Here is a 21,236-nt window from a genome sequence, read left to right on the forward strand (position 1 = left end):
GACAACGCTGTTAGCGCTCGTTAACCTAACGGAGTACGTTAACGCTCATTAACTGAATTTCCGCGGCACAACCCAATCAATTCGGCATGATCCACTCGATTGAGGTCGAACGACGGCGTACCAGGCGTACGAGACCGTCGTCCGGGCAAGGGGGCTCGACACGATGCAGCAGGCACCCGTGCTGACCAGCACGGCAGACCCCTCCTCCGCGGCCTGGCAGGCCAACGAGGAGGCGCACCGGCAGCTGGTGGACACACTGCGTGACAAGCTGGCCGCCGCGCGGCTCGGCGGCGGGGAGAAGGCCCGGGCCCGACACACCGCCCGCGGCAAACTGCTCCCGCGCGAGCGCGTCGACACCCTGCTCGACCCCGGTTCCCCCTTCCTGGAGCTGGCCCCCCTCGCCGCCCACGGGATGTACGGCGACCAGGCCCCGGCAGCCGGAGTCATCGCCGGAATCGGGCGGGTCAGCGGGCGCGAGACCCTGATCGTCGCCAACGACGCGACCGTCAAGGGCGGCACCTACTACCCCATGACGGTGAAGAAGCACCTCCGCGCCCAGGAGATCGCCCTGGAGAACCGGTTGCCGTGCGTCTATCTCGTGGACTCCGGCGGGGCCTTCCTCCCCCTCCAGGACGAGGTCTTCCCCGACCGCGACCACTTCGGCCGGATCTTCTACAACCAGGCCAGGCTGTCCGGTGCGCGCATCCCCCAGATCGCCGCCGTCCTCGGCTCCTGCACGGCGGGCGGCGCCTATGTGCCCGCGATGAGCGACGAGGCCGTCATCGTCCGCAACCAGGGCACGATCTTCCTCGGCGGCCCGCCCCTGGTGAAGGCCGCCACCGGCGAGGTCGTGACCGCGGAGGAACTCGGCGGCGGCGAGGTCCACTCCCGTGTCTCCGGAGTCACCGACCACCTCGCCGAGGACGACGCCCACGCCCTGCGGATCGTCCGCAACATCGTCGCCACCCTGCCCGCCCGCGGCCCCCTGCCCTGGACGGTCACTGCCGCCGACGAACCCAAGGTCGACCCCGCCGGGCTGTACGGCGCGGTGCCGGTCGACTCCCGTACGCCCTACGACGTGCGCGAGGTGATCGCACGCGTCGTCGACGGCTCCCGGTTCGCCGAGTTCAAGTCCGAGTTCGGGCAGACGCTGGTCACCGGGTTCGCCCGCATCCACGGCCACCCCGTCGGCATCGTCGCCAACAACGGCATCCTGTTCGCCGAGTCGGCACAGAAGGGCGCCCACTTCATCGAACTGTGCGACCAGCGCGGCATCCCCCTGCTCTTCCTCCAGAACATCTCCGGATTCATGGTCGGCCGGGACTACGAGGCGGGCGGCATCGCCAAGCACGGCGCCAAGATGGTTACCGCCGTCGCCTGCGCCCGCGTACCCAAACTGACCGTCGTCGTCGGCGGCTCCTACGGCGCGGGCAACTACTCGATGTGCGGCCGGGCCTACTCCCCCCGGTTCCTGTGGATGTGGCCCAACGCCAAGATCTCGGTCATGGGCGGGGAACAGGCCGCGTCCGTCCTCGCCACCGTCAAGCGCGACCAGTTGGAGGCGCGCGGCGAGGACTGGGCCACCGAGGACGAGGAAGCCTTCAAGGCTCCGATCCGCGCCCAGTACGAGCAGCAGGGCAGCGCCTACTACGCCACGGCCCGGCTCTGGGACGACGGCGTGATCGACCCCATGGAGACCCGTCAGGTGCTGGGCCTCGCCCTCACCTCCTGTGCCAACGCGCCGCTGGGTGAGCCCGGCTTCGGCGTCTTCCGGATGTGAGGACACACCGTGACGATGCAGCACCCACGAAACCCGGCCGGACCCACCGGCACGGCACCGGCCATGTTCGACACGGTCCTGGTGGCCAACCGGGGTGAGATCGCGGTCCGCGTGATCCGGACCCTCAGGTCCCTTGGAGTCCGCTCGGTCGCCGTCTTCTCCGACGCGGACGCGGACGCCCGCCATGTCCGCGAGGCCGACACCGCCGTCCGCATCGGGCCGCCGTCCGCAGCCGAGAGCTATCTGTCCGTCCCCCGACTGCTGGAGGCCGCCGCCCGAACCGGCGCCCAGGCCGTCCACCCCGGCTACGGCTTCCTGGCCGAGAACGCCGCCTTCGCCCGTGCCTGCGCCGATGCAGGACTGGTCTTCATCGGCCCGCCGCCCGAGGCCATCGCACTGATGGGCGACAAGATCCGCGCCAAGGAGACCGTCCGGGCCGCCGGTGTCCCCGTCGTGCCCGGCTCCTCCGGTTCAGGACTCACCGATGACCAACTTGCCGCCGCTGCACGCGAGATCGGCATGCCCGTCCTCTTCAAGCCGTCGGCGGGCGGCGGCGGCAAGGGCATGCGGCTCACCCGAGCGGAATCGGAACTGCTGGAAGAGATCGCCGCGGCCCGACGCGAGGCCCGCTCCTCCTTCGGCGACGACACACTGCTCGTGGAGCGGTGGATCGACCGGCCCCGGCACATCGAGATCCAGGTGCTCGCCGACGCACACGGCAACGTGGTGCACCTCGGCGAGCGGGAGTGCTCCCTCCAGCGCCGCCACCAGAAGGTCATCGAAGAAGCACCCTCGGTGCTGCTCGACGACGAGACCCGGGCGGCGATGGGCGCCGCGGCCGTGGAGGCGGCCCGCTCCTGCGGCTATGTGGGCGCGGGCACGGTCGAGTTCATCGTCCCCGGCAAAGACCGCGGCGCCTACTACTTCATGGAGATGAACACCCGTCTCCAGGTGGAACACCCGGTCACCGAACTGATCACGGGTATCGACCTGGTGGAGTGGCAACTGCGGGTCGCTGCCGGCGAGCCCCTGCCGTATGCACAGGACGACATCACCCTCACCGGCCACGCCATAGAGGCCCGCATCTGTGCCGAGGACCCCTCCCGGGGCTTCCTCCCCTCCGGTGGCACGATCCTCGCCCTGCACGAACCCCAGGGGCACGGCATCCGCACCGACTCCGGACTGAGCGAGGGCTCCGAGGTGTCCAGCCTCTACGACCCCATGCTGTCCAAGGTCATCGCGTACGGGCCGGACCGGCCGACCGCCCTGCGCAGACTGCGCGCGGCGCTCGCCGACACCGTCACGCTGGGCGTGCCCACCAACGCCGGGTTCCTGCGCCGGCTCCTGGCCCACCCCGATGTCGTCTCGGGCGAGATGGACACCGGGCTGGTGGAGCGCGATGCGGCCGACCTGATCCCGGCCGGCGTACCCGACGAGGTGTACGCGGCTGCCGCTGCCCTGCGCAGGGACCGGCTCACCCCCGCCGTCGGCGAGGGCTGGAGCGACCCCTTCTCGGTGCCCAGCGGTTGGCGGCTCGGCGGCACCCCGGCGCCCCTGGTCTTCCCGTTGCGCGTGGCCGGGCTCGACCCCATCGAACGGGAGGCCCCCGCGGGCTGCACCGTGAACGACGGCACCGTCACGGTCACCGCCGACGGGCTCGTCCATACCTTCCGCCACGCGGGCGACTGGCTGGGCCGTGACGGCGACTCCTGGCGGGTCACGGACTTCGACCCGGTGGCCGCTTCCCTCAGCAGCACCGCGCACGGCGGCGCCGACACCCTGGCCGCGCCGATGCCCGGCACCGTCACCGTGGTCAAGGTCGCCGTCGGCGACCGGGTCGAGGCCGGACAGAGCCTGCTGGTCGTCGAGGCGATGAAGATGGAACACGTGCTGTCCGCACCCCACGCCGGCACCGTCACCGAACTGGACGTCACCCCCGGGTCGACGGTCGCCATGGACCAGGTCCTGGCCGTGGTGGCACCCGACCCGCCCGACGAGGAGCAGCCCGCGGCGAAGGAGGCCGACCATGGCTGATGGACTGCCCATGCAGATCCCTGCAAGCGCCCTGCCGGCCCGGGTGCGCATCCATGAGGTCGGACCGCGCGACGGCCTCCAGAACGAGAAGGCCGTCGTTCCGACCGAGGTGAAGGCCGAGTTCATCCACCGGCTCGCAGCCGCGGGGCTCACCACCATCGAGGCCACGAGCTTCGTCCACCCCCGCTGGGTGCCACAACTCGCGGACGCCGAAGCCCTGCTGCCCCTGCTCGACGACCTGGACCATGTCGCGCTCCCCGTCCTCGTCCCCAACGAGCGCGGGCTCGACCGGGCCCTGGCCCTCGGAGCGCGCCGCATCGCCGTCTTCGGCTCGGCGACCGAAACCTTCTCGCGCAAGAACCTGAACCGCGGCGTCGCCGAGTCGCTCGCCATGTTCGCCCCGGTCATCGCCCGGGCCCGTGAGCAGCACGTAACGGTCCGCGGCTATCTCTCGATGTGCTTCGGCGACCCGTGGGAGGGCCCGGTCCCGGTCGCGCAGGTGGTGACCGTGGCCCGGCAGTTGGTCGAGTTGGGCTGTGACGAACTCTCCCTGGGCGACACGATCGGCGTGGCCACCCCCGGCCATGTGGGGGCGCTGCTCACCGCCCTCACGGCGGAGGGCGTACCGCTCTCCGCGATCGGTGTGCACTTCCACGACACCTACGGCCAGGCGCTCTCCAACACCCTTGCCGCGCTCCAGCACGGCGTGAGCACCGTCGACGCCTCGGCGGGCGGGCTCGGCGGCTGCCCCTACGCCAAGAGCGCCACCGGAAACCTTGCCACCGAAGACCTCGTGTGGATGCTCCACGGCCTCGGTATCGAAACCGGCGTCGACCTCGACCGTCTCACCGCCACCAGCGTGTGGATGGCCGACCGGCTGGGCCGCCCCAGCCCCTCCCGTACCGTTCGCGCACTCTCCCACAAGGAGTGACCATGTCCCTGGACCACCGGCTCACATCCGAGCACGAGGAACTCCGCCGTACCGTCGAGGAATTCGCCCACGAGGTGATCGCCCCCAAGATCGGCGACCTCTACGAGCGCCATGAGTTCCCGTACGAGATCGTCCGCGACATGGGCCGGATGGGGCTGTTCGGACTGCCGTTCCCGGAGGAGTACGGCGGGATGGGCGGCGACTACCTCGCCCTGGGCATCGCCCTGGAGGAACTGGCGCGGGTCGACTCCTCGGTCGCGATCACCCTGGAGGCGGGGGTCTCGCTGGGCGCGATGCCCGTCTACCGCTTCGGCACCGAGGAGCAGAAGCAGGAGTGGCTGCCCCGGCTCTGCTCGGGCGAGGTGCTGGGTGCGTTCGGACTAACCGAACCGGAGGGCGGATCGGACGCGGGCGGCACCAAGACCACCGCCGTGCGCGACGAGGCGGCCGGCGAGTGGGTGATCAACGGTTCGAAGTGCTTCATCACCAACGCGGGCACGGACATCACGGGCTTGGTCACGGTGACCGCCGTCACGGGCCGCACCCCGGAGGGCAAGCCGCTGATCTCCTCGATCATCGTCCCGTCCGGCACCCCGGGCTTCACGGTCGCCCCCGCCTACTCCAAGGTCGGCTGGAACGCATCGGACACCCGTGAGCTCTCCTTCAACGACGTCCGCGTACCGCTGGCAAACCTGCTCGGCGAAGAGGGCCGCGGGTACGCCCAGTTCCTCCGCATCCTCGACGAGGGCCGCATCGCCATCTCTGCCCTCGCGACGGGACTGGCCCAGGGGTGTGTGGACGAGTCCGTGAAGTACGCCGGCGAGCGGCACGCCTTCGGTCGGCCGATCGGCGCCAACCAGGCCATCCAGTTCAAGATCGCCGACATGGAGATGCGGGCCCACATGGCAAGGGTCGGCTGGCGCGACGCGGCATCCCGGCTGGTGCAGGGCGAGCCGTTCAAGAAGGAGGCGGCCATCGCCAAGCTCTACTCGTCGACGGTCGCCGTCGACAACGCCCGCGAGGCCACCCAGATCCACGGCGGATACGGCTTCATGAACGAGTACCCGGTGGCCCGCATGTGGCGCGACTCCAAGATCCTGGAGATTGGCGAGGGCACGAGCGAGGTGCAACGCATGCTGATCGCCCGCGAATTGGGGCTGCCGAACTGACGGAAGCGCTCCGAAGCCGAGGCGCGGGGTCGGCACCCCGAGGCGCAGCGATCGCTGCGCCCGTCCTCGTCCCAGCGCAGTAGCGGGCCCCGGCGCGAGTGCGCCGGGGCCCGCTGTTCTCAGCCGTACGGACCCGATCGGCCCGTGTCGTGGGTCACGGCTTGGGCCACGGAACCACCGGGGACTTGTAGAACTTGATCCCCATGGCTTCCCAGCGGGCCGCGTGCCCGGCGAGCCGCAGTTTGTACTCGTCCCACTCGCCGCCCGTCGACCAGGCGCGCTCCGCCACTCCGGGCAGCCGGGGGAAGGCCATGACCTCCAGGTCCGAGGTGGTCGCCAGGGTCTCGGTCCACAGCGGGGCCTCGACACCGAGCACCGAGCCCTCCTCGACGCCCACGTCCTTGAGATAGGTCGCCGGATCCCAGTCGTAGGCCCGGTCAACCTCGACCAGACCGGCCCACTGGAGTCCGAGCCCGGTCTCCGAGGTGTACTTGTGGTCGAGATACGTGCGGTCGGCGGGGGAGAGCACCAGGAGCGTGCCCTTCTTCGCGGCGCCGGCCACCAGATCGCGTTCGGCGGCCTCGGTCCGGTCGTAGCCCCAGTACTGGGCGACCGCGCCGGCGACGGGCTCCGCGCCCGCCAACTGATGCCAACCCATCACCGTCTTGCCGTACTTGAGGACCACGGCCTGCGCCCGGTCCATGAACTTCACGTAGTCGTCGTGACTGGTGTTGTCCGCCTCGTCACCGCCGATGTGGATGTACTTGCCCGGTGTGAGCGCGGCCACCTCGCGGATCACGTCGTCCACGAAGTCATAGGTCGCGGGCTTGTCCACGCACAGGGAGCTGAAGCCCACGTCGATGCCCGTGTACAGCGGCGGGGCGGTGTCCTTGCAGTTCAACTCGGCGTACGAGGCGAGGATCGCATTGGTGTGCCCCGGCATGTCGATCTCCGGGATCACCTCAAGGAAGCGCGAGCCCGCATACTCGACGATCTCCGTGTACTGCCCCTTGGTGTAGAAGCCACCCTCGCCGCCACCGGTCTCGGTGGAACCGCCGACCGTGGTGAGCTTGGGCCAGGAGTCGATGGCCAGACGCCATCCCTGGTCGTCGGTGAGGTGGAGGTGCAACTTGTTGATCTTGTACAGGGCAAGCTGGTCGATATAGCGCTTGACCTGGTCGACCGTGAAGAAGTGCCGGGCCACATCGATCATCCCGCCCCGGTACGAGTACCGCGGCGAGTCCGTGATCGTGCCGCCGGGAACCTCCCAGACGGCGCTCTGCTCGGTGCTCTTCTCCACGGCGGCCGGGAGCAGTTGGCGCAGCGTCTGGACGCCGTAGAAGAGGCCGGCGGGCTTCCGGGCGGTCAGTGTCAGACCGTCGCCCGTCGACTCCAGCCGATAGCCCTCATCGCCGAGGGACTCGTCGCTCGCGCTCAGTCGCAGCGCGATGCCGCCCGTACCCGACTCGGCGGTGACGGGCAGCGGATAGCCGGTGGAGGGGCGGAGCACTCCGGCGAGGTACTCGCCGATCGCCCGCACCTCGCGGGTGTCGTCGATGTGGATGGCGGTGGTGTTGGTCAGGGTGTAGGGGCTGCCGCCGGGCTCCACCGAGGCGGGGGCGGGAATGACCCGACCGAGCGCGTGCACGGGTTTGCCCTCGTTCTGCGAAGGGCTGGCATCGTCGTCACCGCTTGAGCAGCCGACACCCGCCCCTCCCAGGAGAAGCAGCGCACCGAACAGACGGGGAAGCGTTCCGGGCATTATCACAGGCTGATTCCCTTCGAGGACGTCGCGACGAGGACGCCCACCATGCGTATCGTGCCCTCAGCCGGGGGTCAAGGTATAGACCAATAACCGAGCTTACGGTCACACCCACCGCGCACCCACAGCGCCCCCTCCTCTCATCCGCCCCTCGTCGCCCGGCAAAACCGCAGGTCATCGCCGTATGCGCCGGAACGCCCCCCGCACTCCCACAGAGGCCGTCGCCCGACCGGACCATCCCTTGAGGCCCTCGGCGAACCAACCCCACCGGGGACCGCGAGCGACAGTGGAACAATCGCCCCCATGGCAGAAATCATCCAGAAGGACGGCACCTGGACCTTTGACGGAGACACCGTGCGGATCGTGCCGGGCTCCGACAAGGGGGTGAGCCTGCTGCGCAAGACCCTGGGGGAACTCGCCATACCGCTCCGGGCCGTCGCCGGCGTCTCGTTCGCCACCGGGCGCAAGAGCGGAAGGCTGCGGCTCCGACTGCGCGACGGCGCCGATCCGCTGCTCCAGTCCACGGGCGGCAAGTTGGAAGAGGGCTCGGACCCCTACCAGTTGACGGTCTCCGCCGACCGGACGGGAGTGGCCGAGTACTTCGTCGACGAAGTGCGCAACGCCCTGCTGATCGAGCAGATCGGCACCGATCCCGTCGACCGCTATCTGCTGCCCGGCCCGAGCCTTCCGATCACCGTCAGCGCGGGCGACGGTACCGCGGCGTTCGACGGGGAGCAGATCAAACTGACCTGGAGCTGGACGGCAGAGGAGGCCAAGGCGTCCGGCGGACCGCGCACCATCGCCCTGAGCGAGGTGCAGGAGGTCGAATGGCTTCCCTCGTCCGGACTGGGCAACGGCCATCTGCGTTTCCACGTCGGCCGATCGGCACCCACCGCCCCACCGAAGTACGACCCGCACGCCGTGGAGCTGTGGGGCTTCCGCAAGGATCCGCTGATGGCACTGGTGGCCGCGGCCGTCGTGGCCCGGATGCCCCATCCGTACGCATCGGTCGAGCCCGCCGCCGTCGAGGCGCCACCCGCCCCGAGCATCGCGAAAGCCCCCCGCGATCACGACGGCGACCATGACGCCCTGCTGCGCAGACTGCGCGAACTCGGCGAGCTCCATCAGGCCGGAATCCTCACCGACGAGGAGTTCACCACCGCCAAGAAGGCCATCCTCGGCCGCCTCTAAGTCCCGATCCTGCCCGGATTCGGGCAGAATTCTTGCATTAGCTCTGTTCGGCCCCCCAATATCTACTGGTGCTCGAACAACGCCGGCCCGGTCGTCCACCCTCATACGACGACCTCATCGACCACCTGGTCCGCAGCAGCGCCCTCCAGCGCGGCGAAGCGGCCCGGGTGGTGCTCGATGTGCTGGCGTACTTCGACGAGAGAACCGAGGACTACGTCCGCCGCCGCCATCGCGAGCTCCAGTCGGGCGGCCTGGCGAACACGGAAATCTTCGAGCGGATCGCGGACGAACTGCCGCACCGCGCAGTGGCGCCTCCGGAGCTCTCGCTCCGGCAATTGCGCCGCATCGTCTACGGCTGAGGGTCGTGCGACCCACCGCCGTCCACGGCCGATCAGGGCCGGCCGTGGCTCGGGCACACACCCGATCAATGGAGGGGCAACAACCCTATGTGCGGAATTGTTGGATACATCGGCCGTCGTGACGTGGCACCGCTGCTGCTGGAAGGGCTCCAGCGGCTGGAGTACCGGGGGTACGACTCCGCGGGCATCGTGATCACGAGCCCCAAGGCGTCCGGACTGAAGATGGTCAAGGCCAAGGGTCGTGTGCGCGACCTGGAGGCACGCGTTCCCAAGCGGTTCACCGGCACCACGGGCATCGCCCACACCCGCTGGGCCACGCACGGCGCACCCAGCGACGAGAACGCCCACCCGCATCTGAGCTCGGACGGACTCGTCGCGGTCGTCCACAACGGCATCATCGACAACGCGTCCGAGCTGCGCGTGCGGCTGGAGGCCGAAGGCGTGGTCTTCGCCTCCGAGACCGACACCGAGGTCCTCACCCACCTCATCGCCCGCTCCCAGGCCGACACCCTGGAGGAGAAGGTCCGCCAGGCGTTGAAGGCGGTCGAGGGCACCTACGGCATCGCCGTCATGCACGCCGGATTCAGCGATCGCATCGTCGTCGCCCGCAACGGCTCCCCCGTCGTCCTCGGCATCGGCGAGAAGGAGATGTTCGTCGCCTCCGACGTCGCCGCGCTCGTCGCCCACACCCGCCAGATCGTCACCCTCGACGACGGAGAGATGGCCACCCTCAAGGCCGACGACTTCCGCACCTACACCACCGAGGGCTCGACGACGACCGCGACGCCGACCACCGTGGAGTGGGAGGCCGAGTCGTACGACATGGGCGGCCACGACACGTACATGCACAAGGAGATCAGCGAGCAGCCCGACGCCGTGGACCGGGTGCTGCGCGGCCGGATCGACGACCGGTTCTCCACCGTGCACCTCGGCGGGCTCAACCTGGACGCCCGCGAGGCGCGGGGCATCCGACGGGTCAAGATCCTCGGCTGCGGCACCTCCTACCACGCCGGGCTCATCGGCGCCGGGCTCATCGAGTCGCTGGCCCGCATCCCCGCCGACGCCGAGCCGGCCTCCGAGTTCCGCTACCGCAACCCGGTCGTCGACCCCGACACCCTCTACATCGCGGTCTCCCAGTCCGGTGAGACCTACGACGTGCTGGCCGCCGTCCAGGAGCTGAAGCGCAAGGGCGCCCGCGTCCTCGGCGTGGTCAACGTGGTCGGTTCCGCCATCGCCCGGGAAGCCGACGGCGGCACCTACGTCCACGCCGGACCCGAGGTCTGTGTCGTCTCCACCAAGTGCTTCACCAACACCGTGGTCGCGTTCGCCCTGCTCGCCCTGCACCTGGGCCGCATCCGCGACCTCTCGGTCTCCGAAGGCAAGCGGATCATCGACGGACTGCGCCGGCTGCCCGCCCAGATCACGGAGATCCTGGAGTCCGAGGCGGACATCAAGAAGCTCGCCGAGGAGTATGCCGGGGCGCAGTCGATGATGTTCATCGGCCGGGTGCGCGGCTATCCGGTGGCGCTGGAGGCGTCCCTCAAGCTCAAGGAGATCTCCTACATCCACGCGGAAGCGTATCCCGCGTCCGAGTTGAAGCACGGGCCGCTCGCCCTGATCGAGCCCGCGCTGCCGACGGTGGCGATCGTGCCGAACGACGATCTGCTGGAGAAGAACCGCGCGGCGCTGGAGGAGATCAAGGCCCGCAGCGGTCGGATCCTCGCCGTCGCCCACCGGGAGCAGGAGAAAGCCGACCACACCATCGTCGTGCCGAAGAACGAGAACGAGTTGGACCCGATCCTGATGGGCATCCCGCTCCAACTCTTCGCGTACCACACGGCGCTGGCCATGGGACGGGACATCGACAAGCCGCGCAACCTGGCGAAGTCCGTAACCGTCGAGTAGTTCACGGCCCACGGGGCGGTACGGGCCCAGCGGACCCGTACCGCCCCGGGCCTGTCCACAACAGCCCGGTGAACAGCGCAGTCCCCTCGCGCGATGCCACCTTGCGCGAGGGGACTTCAATTGGTCGGCGCGCGGCCCAGAGCACACCGACCGGCGCGGCCTCAGCCGGTGGCCGTCACTCCCCGGCCGGCAGCGCGTCCGGAGAAGGTCGGCCACTTCGCCAGCGCGGCCGTCGCCCCGTACCAAGCGGCCAGGCCGGTCACCACGGCGACCCAGCCGCCCGCCTTCGTCAGTCCGCTGCTCTCGGCGAGCGCGGCTATGCCCAACAGCAGCAGTGAGACGGTGAGCAGGCCGTACACCCCTTGGGTGAAGATCCCGCTACCTGCGGAAGCGACCGTCAAGGTCAGCGCCAGCAGGGCCCACAGCAGCAGGAACAGTCCGGCCGCCTCCGATGAGACTCCGGGCCCCGCGCCGGTTCCCCAGGTGAACCAGAACGCGCCGAGACCGGCGAAAGCGGTACCCGATCCGCCGTTGCCGGCGCGGAATTCGAGTAGTCCGGCGATGAAGAGGGCGACGCCACCGACCCAGGTGGCGAGTCCGGTGGCATCCAGGACGGTCACGCCGTCGATCACATCGGTGTTGGCGATGCCGAACGCCAGCAGAGTCAGCCCGAGGGCGAGATGGCCGAGAGTGGAAGTAGTAGCGCTTCCCGCAGAGACTTCCTTGTCCACGGCGGGGCTCCCTTCGTCTCCTGTGCAGTTGTGTGAAAGGCAGTTGTGGAACGACCCCAACGGCCTTTATGTACCCTTCACAAGGTAACAATTCACCTCTACGCGCCGGTAGATTTCCTTGCATTTCAAGGGAGTTGATGCAGACCCCGACCTCAGCACACACCAACCCGACTACGGGCTACGGGCTACGGGCTACGGGCTACGGGCTACGGGCTACGGGCTACGGGCTACGGGCTACGGGCTACGGGATCACAACGACCGGGCGCTGCGCCCGTCGCGCGAGGCGGCCGGCCACCGAACCGAAGATCCTGCCGACGATCCCCTGGGTAGAGCCGACGACGATCGCATCGGCCGAGTACTCCCGACCGACCTCTTCCAACTCATGACAGATGTCGCCGCCGCGCTCCACCAGGATCCACGGCACCTCGGCGAGGTAGTCCGCACAGGCCAACTCCAGACCGAGCACCTCGGTGCGATGGTCCGGGACGTCCACGAACACGGGGGGCTCACAGCCCGCCCAGACGGTGGTCGGCAGCCTGTTGGCGACATGAACGATGATCAAGCCGGAGCCGGAGCGGCGTGCCATTCCGATGGCGTACGCCAGCGCACGCTCGCTGGAAGTCGAACCGTCGAAGCCGACAACCACACCGTGCCGGAACGCAGGGTCGCACGAAGGGCGTGCGTCTTCCGCCGCTTGCGGGTCCGACAGCGGGTCGGCTACCTGCTTGCGGTCCGCGGGTTCGGGGATCTCGTGACCGGCCATGAGTGTCTCGGCGAAGGAAGTCCTCAATGAGAGGGAATGACTTGGCGACGGATGCTGTGTCCGGGAATCATCTTCCGTGGCCCATACCCGTAAGGGTACGGCGACACTCCTCTTCTGCCCAGCGCCCGATACCTCACTCGGGCGCTCAAGGGAGGATGCCTGAGCCGTCCCCATATGGCAATGCCGGATGGCATCTACAGCAGTCCGGGAGTGGGCGTGCGCCGGCCGTGACCGTCTGACACCTGCCCCGGACCGGGACCCGCACCGGGACAAGCGGGGCCCTCCGGCTCGATGAGCGCGCCCACCCACTGACCGCTGGATCACCCGTCGACCATTCGAGACGATACGCCTCGCATCGCCTCGCTCCTGCCGGAGACGGACCGACCGCCCACTCCCGCCCACTCCCGTGCACCGCACCCGTACCCGAGTGGTGGGCCCGTACGCCGGCAGGATTCACATGCACCCCTGATGCCGTCCGGGTCCGCTCCGAACGTCACCGTTCGAGCGCCGCCACGATCCGACTCCCGGGCCGGACGGAGTGACGGGCGCACTGGCGGACTCCCCTGACCGATGCTCCGGACCGTTGGGGTTCAGGTTCGGGTTCGGGTTCGGGTTCAGGTTCGGGTTGGCCGATCCGAGCCCGGCCAGCAGTGACCGCAGGACCGGTTCTCTCGTTGGGACCTCGGTCACCCCGCAGCCCCCAGGGAGTTTCCGTGTCCGCACGCCCGCCCGCCCCCGCGCCCCGGACGAACCGAAGGACCCGACGGTCCGCCGCCCCCCGCACCGTCGACCCGGCGACCGACGTGGTCCGCTGGGCGGGGTTCAGCTGCCTCCTCGTACCGGTGGTCCTCGTCGTGTATGGAACCTCCGTGGGCGGGGCAGCAGCAGCTTCACTCGGGCTGGTCGCCGTGACCGCCGTCTGCCGGGTGCTCCTGCGGCGCTCGGAACGCATCGCCGCGGCGGCGGGGGCACACCCAACCGGGCGCGATCGAGGTGCGCGTGGGGTCGACGGCCGGGTGCACCGGACGCGCGCCGAGCGGCCGTCCGGGAGGGTTCGCCACTAAGGCCGCCGCCGCAACGGCCGGAGACCGTTCGGACCGCCCGATCCAAGCCGGGGGCTTACCTGTTCGCACGTGCGCACCCGTATAGTTTCAGCCAACTTCGCGCTACCACCCCTCCCTTGGGGAAATGGCCTGTGTACCCCCTTGTCACCTGGCAAGAAAGGACTATTCGCGGCGCTTGCACCCTACGGGGACGGGCCATGCCTGTGAGACGCACTTCCCTGAGCGCCTCGTGAGTGGAACCCTTCGTGATCGAATGCTTCGCGCCAAGTTCTCATGCAGACATAGCGGGGCATGACGAACTTGTCACGGCGGCGTCACGGGACGCAGTAGATTCGATCATGAGTATCGAAGGCTCGGGACTCGTGCAAAACCGAGGGGAAACGTGCAGGAGCGAAAGGCCCGAAACGAACGGGGAGACGCGAATACCGAGGGGGGCTTAGCGTCATGAATCAGGACTCCGCCGCACCGGAGGCAGCACGAAAGCTCTCGGGGCGCCGGCGCCGGGAAGTCGTCGCGGTACTGCTGTTCAGCGGCGGCCCCATCTTTGAGAGTTCCATCCCGCTCTCGGTGTTCGGAATCGACCGTCAGGACGCCGGAGTTCCTCGCTATCGACTGCTCGTTTGCGCAGGCGAGGAAGGCCCGCTGCGGACCACCGGCGGGCTCGAACTGACCGCACCGTACGGCCTGGAGGCCATCGGTAGAGCGGGGACCGTCGTCGTACCGGCCTGGCGGTCGATCACCTCGCCGCCACCACCCGAGGCACTCGACGCACTGCGCCGGGCGCACGAGGAGGGAGCCCGGATAGTCGGTCTGTGCACTGGCGCATTCGTACTCGCAGCGGCGGGTCTGCTGGACGGCCGTCCAGCGACCACCCACTGGATGTACGCGCCGACACTGGCCAAGCGCTACCCATCCGTCCATGTGGATCCGCGCGAGCTCTTCGTCGATGACGGCGATGTGCTCACCTCTGCGGGCACAGCGGCTGGAATCGATCTCTGTCTGCATATCGTGCGCACCGACCACGGTACGGAGGCCGCCGGGGCACTCGCCCGCAGGCTGGTCGTGCCACCGCGCCGCAGTGGCGGGCAGGAGCGCTATCTGGACAGGTCTTTACCTGAGGAAATCGGGTCGGACCCCTTGGCCGAAGTGGTGTCCTGGGCGCTTGAGCACCTTCACGAGCAATTCGACGTGGAGACGCTGGCGGCACGGGCATACATGAGTCGACGCACGTTCGACCGGCGATTCCGTTCGCTCACCGGGAGCGCACCGCTCCAGTGGCTGATCACCCAGCGGGTTCTCCAGGCCCAGCGCCTCCTGGAGACCTCGGACTACTCGGTCGACGAGGTGGCGGGCCGTTGTGGCTTCCGCTCCCCCGTCGCGCTGCGGGGTCACTTCCGCAGACAGCTGGGCTCCTCTCCGGCTGCGTACCGGGCCGCCTACCGGGTGCGACGCCCCCAGAGCGAGGCGGCACCGGCCTCGGTGGTGGATTCGGTGGTGCCCATCCAGGCACGGCGGGCCGCCACGGCCGGCGTACCGGGCGCCTCGATCGGTCCACCGGAACTGGGCCGACCCGCACCACAGCCGTACGCGGCGGGGCACGGTCGCCCGAGCCTGCCCGGTCAGCGGAGTGCGCCATAAGGTAGGCGCATGAACGACCGTATGGTGTGGATCGACTGCGAGATGACCGGGCTCTCGTTGACGGACGATGCACTGATCGAGGTGGCCGCTTTGGTCACCGACTCGGAACTGAACGTGCTCGGCGACGGGGTGGACATCGTGATCCGCCCCCCGGAGAGCTCGCTGGAAACGATGCCCGAGGTGGTGCGCACCATGCACACCGCCTCGGGCCTCCTCGACGAGCTGGCCGCGGGCACCACCCTCGCCGACGCCGAGGCCCAGGTCCTCGCGTATGTGAGGGAGCACGTGAAGGATCCGGGCAAGGCCCCGCTCTGCGGTAACTCCGTGGGCACGGACCGCGGCTTCCTCTCACGTGACATGCCCGCCCTGGAGAACTACCTCCACTATCGGATCGTCGACGTGTCCTCCGTGAAGGAGTTGGCGCGCCGCTGGTATCCGAGGGCGTACTTCAACAGCCCGGACAAGAGTGGCAACCACCGGGCGCTGGCGGACATCCGCGAATCCATCGCGGAGCTGCGCTACTACCGGGAGGCGGTCTTCGTCCCGCAGCCCGGCCCCGACTCCGAGACGGCGAAGTCCATCGCCGCCAAGCACGTCGTACCTGCGGAGTAGGGATCGCTCGACGGTCGGACCGACGTGAGGGTGGGCCGGAGACGGCCTGCCGTCAGGTCGATCCCCGGCCAGGAACCGCGCCGTCACAACGGCTCACAAACCGTGGCGCGAGCACCCTCCCGGACCCTGTACACTTTTTCTCGGCCGGTCGGAAAGCCGGTCATGGTGGGTGTAGCTCAGCTGGTAGAGCACCTGGTTGTGGTCCAGGATGCCGCGGGTTCGAGTCCCGTCACTCACCCTGAAAGTCGAAGGGCTGACCTGTTCAGACAGGTCAGCCCTTCGTCGTGTGTACGTCCCGGGGAACACGGTGGGAACAGTCCGGGCTCCCCGGCGGCCGGCCTTCCCCGCGGCGGGGAGGCACCCGCCCGGCCGCGGGGAGGGTTCTGAGGCCCCCAGGGAGCCTCAGGCGGCCAGGAAGGCCGACACCTCCTTGAGGAACGCCTCCGGGGCCTCCAGGTTCACCATGTGGCCGGCTCCGGGCACCCGCGCCACCCTCGTCTGGGGGGCGGCGTCGGCCAGCGCCGTCACATTGCCCTCGATGTCGGTGCTGTCCAGATCACCCAGCAGGGCCAGTACCGGCACGGATATCTCATGGAGCCGTTCGGCCGCCCCCACCTCGCGCGGTCGCCCCGTACACAGCCCGCCGGGATGCGCCCGGAGGTTCGCCGCGGCGGCGGCCTGCATCCTGCCCCGCAGACCGGGCTCGACGTCCTCAGGGCTGCGACAGGGACCGTCGACCCAAAGGCGCAGGAACTCCTCGACGAAGAGTTCCCCGCCGTCCCCCCTGTTCACGGCCTTCAGCTGGGCCGCGGTGTGCTGGATGACATAGGGGTCCCGAAAGGGTCGGCCGCTGATCCCCGGCGCGGCGAGCACCAGGGACTCGGTCAGTTCCGGATGGAGCAGCGCGAAGTCGAGTGCGGTGCGGGCGCCGAGGGAGAGGCCGACGAGTCGGGCGCGTTCGACGCAGAGGTGGGACAGCAGGTCGTAGAGGTCTTCGGCGTGTGACCAGTCGCCGGTCACCGACGAGGATCTGCCGTGTCCCCGGGCGTCGTAGCGGATCACCTGATAGTCGGCCGCGAGCGTCTCGAACTCCTCGTCCCACATGGTCAGATCGAGCAGATCACCGTGCAGCAGGACGACGGCCGGCCCCTCGCCTGCAATGTCGTGGGCAAGGCGGCCGTCATCGTCGACGGGGGCAGTCGGCAGGCTGTTCATCACAACTCCTCGTACTCGGTGTGACGTGGCGAGGGGGCGGCCGACTGCTCTTTTACCCCTTCGCCCGCCTCCGTGACCATGGAATGCGAGCAACCTTTGCCAAACGAAAGAGCGCGCCCCGGTCGGATTGGGGGGAGCCGACCGGGGCGCGCGTGTGGGGGGCAGGAGTTGCCTGGGGGATCTACGGGCCTGGCGCGTGCGCCTCGGCGATCGCGACGGGGGTCCGCAGGGCAGCAGTGCCCGGCTGAGCAACGGGCCTCCTGCCGCCGGAACGCCGAGCGTGAGATGCGGGCAGGGACGGCGCCCTGCCTGCGTGCTCGGTCACGGCAATGCCGTCCGGCCCGGTGACGGTGCGAGCCTTACGGGAGGGCCTGGAGCCCATCCCGACCACCGGGCCGGACGGCGCGCACCCCGCGGGGGGTTCCTGCGTGGGGGTCTCCTGTGTGGGGGCCCTGTGCGTGGACGAGCGAGTCGCCTTCGGCTCAGGGACAGGAGTCGCGGGTGTGCGCTGTGCGGCAGGCTGGCCGATGGGCTGCGGGGTGGGGCCCGTGCCCGCAGGGTGAGCGACGAAGGGCGCACGGAGGACAGTTGCCCTGCCGCTCGTCCTGCGCCGATCGCACCTGCTGGCCATTGCGCCTGCCTCTGGGATGTACGTATGGGGGATGAACGATGGGTGTACGAAGTGGGGTCCGTACGAAAGTTGGGTGCGGGAGCACGCTAGCGACCCGTGCACGGACAAAACACTAATTCGACGCCTGAGCCGTACTTCTTAGGACGCTCTTAAGGACAGCATTGGAACCGATTAACCCTCGGGCCCATCAGGGGGGCGTCATGGCTTCGTCATGCTCGCGACATATTTCTTTCATGGTGCAGTCACCGACGGGTCGCTGCGGCACGGATCGGGACGGTTCCACCAGGGCGTCTGGAGGCCGGCCCGAAACCGCAATGTCCCCGTAGCCAGGGAGCTAACGGGGACGAGATGAACAGCGCAACGCCCCTGGAACCGTCGGCATGGCGGCCGGCCAGGGGCGTTGTATGGGGCAGGAGGGCGTACGAGCGGGTTACCCGAACCCGCGGTTGAGCTTGGTGATCAGGAGTTGCCGGCGACCCGGGACTTGGCGCGGGAGGGCACCCGCTGGCGCCGCTTCTCGGTGCCGCGGTGTCCACGGCGGCGCTCCTCAACGCCCGGGCCACGTGCATCGAGCCCGAGCCAGACCCGTACCTCCGTGCCGCCCAGGACCGACCTGCCGATGCGGACGTCTCCGCCCGTGGATTCCGCGACCCGGCGCACGATGTCCAGTCCGAGACCGGTGGAGCCGTCCCTGTTGCCGCTGTTGCCACGCGCCATCGCCGCTGCCGGGTCGGCGATGCCCGGTCCCGCGTCGGAGACGAGCACGATGACCGCATCTTCACCGTTGTGGACGTCCACCGAGAAGGCGGTGCCCTCTGCGGTGTGCCGGAAGACGTTGCCGAGCAGGGCGTCCAGTGCCGCGGCCAGTTCCGGACGGGCCACCGGGATGCGTACGGGACGGTCGACGCCCGCCACCCGGACCTTGCGGCCCTCGTCCTCGGCGAGCGCCGACCAGAAGTCCATGCGCTCCCGCACGACTTCGGAGGCGTCGCAGCCGGCACCGGGACCGATCGGCGCCGTGGTCTGCGGCTTGGCCTCGCGGGCGGTGCGGATGATGATGTCGACCTCGCGCTCCAACTGCTCCACCGCCGACCGGGTCTGGTCGGCGGCCGGCCCTTCACCCAGTGATGCGGCATTGAGCCGGAGCACGGTCAGCGGGGTACGGAGTCGGTGCGAGAGGTCTGCGGCCAACTCCCTTTCGTTTGCGAGGAGTTGCACCACCTGGTCGGCCATCGCGTTGAAGGCGATGGCGGCGGAGCGCAGTTCGGTCGGACCCTCTTCGGGAACCCGCGCCCCCAGTTCGCCCTCACCGAGGTCATGTGCGGCGCCGGCGAGCCTCTGGGCGGGCTGGACCATGCGGACACCGAGCCGATCGGCCACGGCGACCGAACCGACGACGAGCGCGAACCCGACGCCTGCGAGCACCAACCAGGCCGTGGTGACGCCCCGGGTCACATCGGCGGCCGGGACGAACACCTCCACGATCGCGATGGGGTTCGTACGGGAAGTCGTCGGCATCAGGAGCGACGATCCTCCGGGAACCTCGGTGATCGAGCCCTGCCCACCGGCTGCGGTTTGCAGGTCGGCCTGCCGGGCACGCCCGACGCCCACCTCGATGATGTCTCCGATCTGCTCACCCGGCGCGTCCGCGGGGAGGTGGATCGCCATCCGGCCCGCCTCACCGGCCTGGGTGGACAGCAGGGCGACCTTCAAGGAGTGGGGGTCGGTGGTGATGGACAGGGCCGGAGCGATCGCTGCCGCCTGGCGTTCCGCGTTGGAGAAGGCCCGATCACGAGCCATCTCCTTGATGACGAGCCCCAGTGGTACGGCGAAGGCAACCACGACCATCGTCGTGACGGCCAGGGAGACCTTGACCAGCGCCCATCTCATTTTTGATGTCCTCGTTGATGTCCGGGTTGGGTGCCGTACGGCGGCCCGGCATCACTGGCGGGGGCCGATCGGCGGTTCCAGCTTCACTCCGACTCCGCGAAGCGTGTGCAGGTAGCGCGGTTGTGCGGCGGTTTCGCCGAGTTTGCGGCGCAGCCAGCTCAGATGGACGTCGATGGTCTGGTCGTCGCCGTAGCTCTGCTGCCAGACCTCGGCCAGTAGTTCCTTGCGCGGTACGACCACTCCGGGGCGCCCGGCGAGAAAGGCAAGCAGATCGAACTCGCGTCGTGTCAAGTCGAGTGCTCGCCCGTCCAGTTCGGCCTGCCGACGCAAGGGGTCGATGGACAGCCCGCCGACCTGGATGACGCGCGAGGGCGGGGCTTCCCCAACCGCTGCACGCGAACGGCGCAGTACGGCCGCCATCCTGGCGGACAGATGCTCAACCGAGAAGGGTTTGGTGAGATAGTCGTCGGCGCCGTCGTTCAACAACCGGACGATCTCCGTCTCATCGTCCCGAGCGGTCGCAATGATGACGGGCACGTCCGTGATACCCCGTAGCATCTTCAACGCCTCAGAACCGTCCAGATCCGGCAACCCTAGGTCCAGGATGACCACGTCGAACCGGTAATGGGCCACTTCGCGCAACGCCTCAAGAGCCGTACCGACGCTTCGCACCGTGTGGGAAGCCTCAGTGAGATGCCGGATGAGGGCGGAGCGCACGAACTGGTCGTCCTCGACGACGAGCACACTTGCCATGACGGGCACCGTACGCCATGCGAAGTACCCAGGTCGCCACCGCACACAGCACATGAGCCACACCCGCACGCGCTCGGTCCGGGATGCCCGTGGCGCACTCCACAAGGCGGGCTTGCACCACCGCTGATGAGGCAATTCACCGAGTGATGCGGGGCAGCTGGCTCCCACCGGGGACAGATGGCTGGTGTGTGGTGCAGTATGGCCCCGATGCGTAGAGGACTTGTACATGCCATCGCGTGGTCACTGGCCACGGGGGCATCGGTGACGCTGTCGTGGTGGGGCGTCCACACGGTCATGTCCGGAACCGTGTACGACCGCCCGCGGGCACTGCCCATCAATGCGGACACCCCTACCACCCAGGGCTCGAAGCCCCAGGTGTCGTCGTCGGGCAAACCGCCCGAGGACACGGCGGAGCCGAGTTCCCACGATCGGCCTGACGAGCCGACGCAGGACGATCCCGAACCGCCCTACGAGCATGCGCGGGAGACGTCCGAGGAAGTCACGCCCTCCTCCGAGAAGACGACGCCTTCCGAGTCGTTCGAGCCGCCGGCCAGCCCCTCGTCCTCGGAGCCCCCGCGGCGTGCCGAGGTCTACCCGCGCGACGGCGGCAAGGTCATCTTCGATATCGGCCCCACCTCCGCCACGCTGGCATCGGCCAGGCCGAAGGCCGGCTGGAGGATGGAAGTGCACGAAGACACCCATTGGATCAGGGTGGTCTTCACCAAGGACGGTCGGGAATCATCGGTCTTCTGCCGCTGGGAGACCGGCACGCCGAGGGTGGAGTTCTACGACAAGTAGGCGCCGTACG

General features: G+C 69.0%; 17 protein-coding genes and 1 tRNA gene. 12 read left to right on the plus strand and 6 right to left on the minus strand.

Annotation, left to right across the window (positions count from 1 at the left end; translation table 11 throughout):
* The first annotated feature begins 163 nt into the window (after positions 1 to 163).
* The 4 genes from OID54_RS14470 to OID54_RS14485 all read left to right on the plus strand — a co-directional run bounded on the left by OID54_RS14470 (position 164) and on the right by OID54_RS14485 (position 5,914).
* Complete coding sequence (locus OID54_RS14470) at positions 164 to 1,780, plus strand: carboxyl transferase domain-containing protein (RefSeq protein WP_329019335.1); 1,617 nt, start codon at positions 164 to 166, stop codon at positions 1,778 to 1,780.
* Positions 1,781 to 1,843: 63 nt separating this feature from the next.
* The gene (locus OID54_RS14475) at positions 1,844 to 3,814 is read left to right on the plus strand and encodes an acetyl/propionyl/methylcrotonyl-CoA carboxylase subunit alpha (protein WP_329027507.1); all 1,971 of its coding nucleotides are present in this window, start codon (positions 1,844 to 1,846) and stop codon (positions 3,812 to 3,814) included.
* Positions 3,807 to 4,745 carry a hydroxymethylglutaryl-CoA lyase gene (locus OID54_RS14480; protein WP_329019338.1) on the plus strand — a complete coding sequence of 313 codons (939 nt, stop codon included), beginning with the start codon at positions 3,807 to 3,809 and terminating at the stop codon, positions 4,743 to 4,745. The genes OID54_RS14475 and OID54_RS14480 overlap by 8 nt, the downstream gene beginning before the upstream one ends.
* A gap of 2 nt (positions 4,746 to 4,747) precedes the next feature.
* Positions 4,748 to 5,914, plus strand: coding sequence for an acyl-CoA dehydrogenase family protein (locus tag OID54_RS14485; protein WP_329019341.1), 1,167 nt, complete (start codon positions 4,748 to 4,750; stop codon positions 5,912 to 5,914).
* A 154-nt stretch (positions 5,915 to 6,068) separates the two neighbouring features.
* Here the strand turns inward: OID54_RS14485 and OID54_RS14490 are convergent, their stop codons facing one another.
* Positions 6,069 to 7,676, minus strand: a complete 1,608-nt coding sequence (locus tag OID54_RS14490; protein ID WP_329019343.1) for a beta-N-acetylhexosaminidase — start codon at positions 7,674 to 7,676, stop codon at positions 6,069 to 6,071.
* Between the two features lie 303 nt (positions 7,677 to 7,979).
* Here OID54_RS14490 and OID54_RS14495 point away from each other — a divergent pair, with 303 nt between their 5' ends.
* The 3 genes from OID54_RS14495 to glmS all read left to right on the plus strand — a co-directional run bounded on the left by OID54_RS14495 (position 7,980) and on the right by glmS (position 11,131).
* On the plus strand, positions 7,980 to 8,867 hold the full coding sequence (locus OID54_RS14495; RefSeq protein WP_329019346.1) for a DUF4429 domain-containing protein: 888 nt from the start codon (positions 7,980 to 7,982) through the stop codon (positions 8,865 to 8,867).
* Positions 8,868 to 8,935: 68 nt separating this feature from the next.
* A complete protein-coding gene (locus OID54_RS14500; protein ID WP_329019349.1) occupies positions 8,936 to 9,226 on the plus strand; it encodes a hypothetical protein in 291 nt (96 codons plus the stop codon).
* Positions 9,227 to 9,313: 87 nt separating this feature from the next.
* Entirely contained in the window at positions 9,314 to 11,131 is a 1,818-nt protein-coding gene (gene glmS / locus OID54_RS14505) for a glutamine--fructose-6-phosphate transaminase (isomerizing) (RefSeq protein ID WP_329019352.1), read from the plus strand.
* A gap of 161 nt (positions 11,132 to 11,292) precedes the next feature.
* Here glmS and OID54_RS14510 read toward each other — a convergent pair whose 3' ends face one another.
* Together OID54_RS14510 and OID54_RS14515 are read right to left on the minus strand one after the other, a co-directional pair.
* Positions 11,293 to 11,862, minus strand: coding sequence for an acetate uptake transporter (locus OID54_RS14510; RefSeq protein ID WP_329019357.1), 570 nt, complete (start codon positions 11,860 to 11,862; stop codon positions 11,293 to 11,295).
* Positions 11,863 to 12,103: 241 nt separating this feature from the next.
* Entirely contained in the window at positions 12,104 to 12,625 is a 522-nt protein-coding gene (locus OID54_RS14515; RefSeq protein ID WP_329019360.1) for a universal stress protein, read from the minus strand.
* A 713-nt stretch (positions 12,626 to 13,338) separates the two neighbouring features.
* Here OID54_RS14515 and OID54_RS14520 point away from each other — a divergent pair.
* From OID54_RS14520 to OID54_RS14535, 4 genes are all read left to right on the plus strand, one after another.
* Positions 13,339 to 13,689, plus strand: a complete 351-nt coding sequence (locus OID54_RS14520) for a hypothetical protein (protein ID WP_443055586.1) — start codon at positions 13,339 to 13,341, stop codon at positions 13,687 to 13,689.
* Positions 13,690 to 14,133: 444 nt separating this feature from the next.
* Positions 14,134 to 15,327, plus strand: coding sequence for a helix-turn-helix domain-containing protein (locus OID54_RS14525; protein ID WP_329019363.1), 1,194 nt, complete (start codon positions 14,134 to 14,136; stop codon positions 15,325 to 15,327).
* A 9-nt stretch (positions 15,328 to 15,336) separates the two neighbouring features.
* Positions 15,337 to 15,939, plus strand: coding sequence for an oligoribonuclease (orn, locus tag OID54_RS14530; protein ID WP_329019366.1), 603 nt, complete (start codon positions 15,337 to 15,339; stop codon positions 15,937 to 15,939).
* A gap of 165 nt (positions 15,940 to 16,104) precedes the next feature.
* A tRNA-His gene (locus tag OID54_RS14535) sits at positions 16,105 to 16,177 on the plus strand.
* A gap of 164 nt (positions 16,178 to 16,341) precedes the next feature.
* Here OID54_RS14535 and OID54_RS14540 read toward each other — a convergent pair.
* The 3 genes from OID54_RS14540 to OID54_RS14550 all read right to left on the minus strand — a co-directional run bounded on the left by OID54_RS14540 (position 16,342) and on the right by OID54_RS14550 (position 20,428).
* Positions 16,342 to 17,154, minus strand: coding sequence for an alpha/beta fold hydrolase (locus OID54_RS14540; RefSeq protein ID WP_329019368.1), 813 nt, complete (start codon positions 17,152 to 17,154; stop codon positions 16,342 to 16,344).
* Between the two features lie 1,090 nt (positions 17,155 to 18,244).
* Positions 18,245 to 19,675 carry a sensor histidine kinase gene (locus OID54_RS14545; protein WP_329019371.1) on the minus strand — a complete coding sequence of 477 codons (1,431 nt, stop codon included), beginning with the start codon at positions 19,673 to 19,675 and terminating at the stop codon, positions 18,245 to 18,247.
* A gap of 51 nt (positions 19,676 to 19,726) precedes the next feature.
* Positions 19,727 to 20,428, minus strand: coding sequence for a response regulator transcription factor (locus OID54_RS14550; RefSeq protein WP_329019375.1), 702 nt, complete (start codon positions 20,426 to 20,428; stop codon positions 19,727 to 19,729).
* Between the two features lie 207 nt (positions 20,429 to 20,635).
* Here OID54_RS14550 and OID54_RS14555 point away from each other — a divergent pair, with 207 nt between their 5' ends.
* Positions 20,636 to 21,226, plus strand: coding sequence for a hypothetical protein (locus tag OID54_RS14555; RefSeq protein ID WP_329019378.1), 591 nt, complete (start codon positions 20,636 to 20,638; stop codon positions 21,224 to 21,226).
* Positions 21,227 to 21,236 lie beyond the last annotated feature (10 nt).

Source organism: Streptomyces sp. NBC_00690, assembly GCF_036226685.1.
Lineage (GTDB): Bacteria > Actinomycetota > Actinomycetes > Streptomycetales > Streptomycetaceae > Streptomyces.

What these genes read in the sequence shown, in the direction of transcription:
- OID54_RS14470 (WP_329019335.1), top strand. Translation starts at nt 164, where the DNA reads ATGCAGCAGGCACCCGTGCTGACCAGCACGGCAGACCCCTCCTCCGCG.
- OID54_RS14475 (WP_329027507.1), top strand. Translation starts at nt 1,844, where the DNA reads ATGTTCGACACGGTCCTGGTGGCCAACCGGGGTGAGATCGCGGTCCGC.
- OID54_RS14480 (WP_329019338.1), top strand. Translation starts at nt 3,807, where the DNA reads ATGGCTGATGGACTGCCCATGCAGATCCCTGCAAGCGCCCTGCCGGCC.
- OID54_RS14485 (WP_329019341.1), top strand. Translation starts at nt 4,748, where the DNA reads ATGTCCCTGGACCACCGGCTCACATCCGAGCACGAGGAACTCCGCCGT.
- OID54_RS14490 (WP_329019343.1), bottom strand. Translation starts at nt 7,676, where the DNA reads ATGCCCGGAACGCTTCCCCGTCTGTTCGGTGCGCTGCTTCTCCTGGGA.
- OID54_RS14495 (WP_329019346.1), top strand. Translation starts at nt 7,980, where the DNA reads ATGGCAGAAATCATCCAGAAGGACGGCACCTGGACCTTTGACGGAGAC.
- glmS (WP_329019352.1), top strand. Translation starts at nt 9,314, where the DNA reads ATGTGCGGAATTGTTGGATACATCGGCCGTCGTGACGTGGCACCGCTG.
- OID54_RS14515 (WP_329019360.1), bottom strand. Translation starts at nt 12,625, where the DNA reads ATGGCCGGTCACGAGATCCCCGAACCCGCGGACCGCAAGCAGGTAGCC.
- OID54_RS14525 (WP_329019363.1), top strand. Translation starts at nt 14,134, where the DNA reads ATGAATCAGGACTCCGCCGCACCGGAGGCAGCACGAAAGCTCTCGGGG.
- orn (WP_329019366.1), top strand. Translation starts at nt 15,337, where the DNA reads ATGAACGACCGTATGGTGTGGATCGACTGCGAGATGACCGGGCTCTCG.
- OID54_RS14540 (WP_329019368.1), bottom strand. Translation starts at nt 17,154, where the DNA reads ATGAACAGCCTGCCGACTGCCCCCGTCGACGATGACGGCCGCCTTGCC.
- OID54_RS14545 (WP_329019371.1), bottom strand. Translation starts at nt 19,675, where the DNA reads ATGAGATGGGCGCTGGTCAAGGTCTCCCTGGCCGTCACGACGATGGTC.
- OID54_RS14550 (WP_329019375.1), bottom strand. Translation starts at nt 20,428, where the DNA reads ATGGCAAGTGTGCTCGTCGTCGAGGACGACCAGTTCGTGCGCTCCGCC.
- OID54_RS14555 (WP_329019378.1), top strand. Translation starts at nt 20,636, where the DNA reads ATGCGTAGAGGACTTGTACATGCCATCGCGTGGTCACTGGCCACGGGG.